Genomic DNA, 974 nt, shown 5'->3' on the forward strand with positions numbered 1-974 from the left:
GGATGTCGACATGCTGTCTTTCACCGGGTCCACTGCCATCGGCAAGCAGGCCGTTGCAAAATCCGCACAGACCTTAAAGAAGGTCTCGATGGAGCTGGGCGGCAAGAACCCGCAGATCATCTTTCCCGACTGCGATTGGCACGCAGCCGTTGACGCGGCCGTGTTCGGCATCTGCTTCAACGCCGGCCAGTGCTGCAACAGTGGAAGCCGCATCCTCGTGCACGAAGCGATTGCCGAGCGTTTCACGGCTGCGGTGGTCGAGCGCTCCAAGCGCGTCAAAGTGGGCGACCCGCTGACACCCGGTATGCAGGTCGGCGCGATCACGACGGACAAGCAGCTCGAGACGATCCTGTCGCACGTCGAGGGCGCTCGCCACGGCGGCGCCACCATTGCCCTCGGTGGCGCACGGATGGGCATGACTGGCATGTACGTGGAACCGACTGTCGTGACCGGCGTCACCCGCGACATGGCCATCGCCAAAGAGGAAGTCTTCGGCCCGGTGCTGGCGGTCCTGAGCTTCAAGAACCTGGACGAAGCCGTCGAGTTGGCCAACAGCACGCTCTATGGCCTGTCGGCTGCCGTCTGGAGCCAGGACTTCAGCACCTGCCTCAGTGCGGCGCGCCGCATCAAGGCCGGCACGGTCTGGGTCAACACCTTCCTTGAAGGCCACGCCGAGCTGCCCTTCGGCGGCTACCGCGAGAGCGGAATCGGCCGCGAACTCGGCCGCTTTGCGACCGAGGATTACACCGAAACCAAGACCCTGCACATGCATCTCGGTGAACGCACCGACTGGTACCTGTCCCGTTAACCACACAAAGGAGACTTCCATGAAAAAGCAGCTCATCAGCATTGCTATCTTTGCAGCCACGGCAATGCCGGCATTCGCCCAGAAGGAAAGCGTCGAGGTCCTCCATTGGTGGACCTCAGGCGGCGAAGCCTCGGCGCTCAACGTGCTCAAGAACACCCTCGAGAAG

General features: G+C 62.5%; 1 protein-coding gene. It reads left to right on the forward strand.

Going from position 1 to position 974, the window contains the following annotated elements; genetic code table 11:
• On the forward strand, nucleotides 1–808 hold an 808-nt coding region (locus AC1DY5_RS57010; RefSeq protein WP_478122937.1), incomplete at its 5' end, for an aldehyde dehydrogenase family protein.
• Between the last annotated feature and the right edge of the window lie 166 nt (nucleotides 809–974).

It is taken from the genome of Variovorax sp. P4_D9, assembly GCF_056401695.1.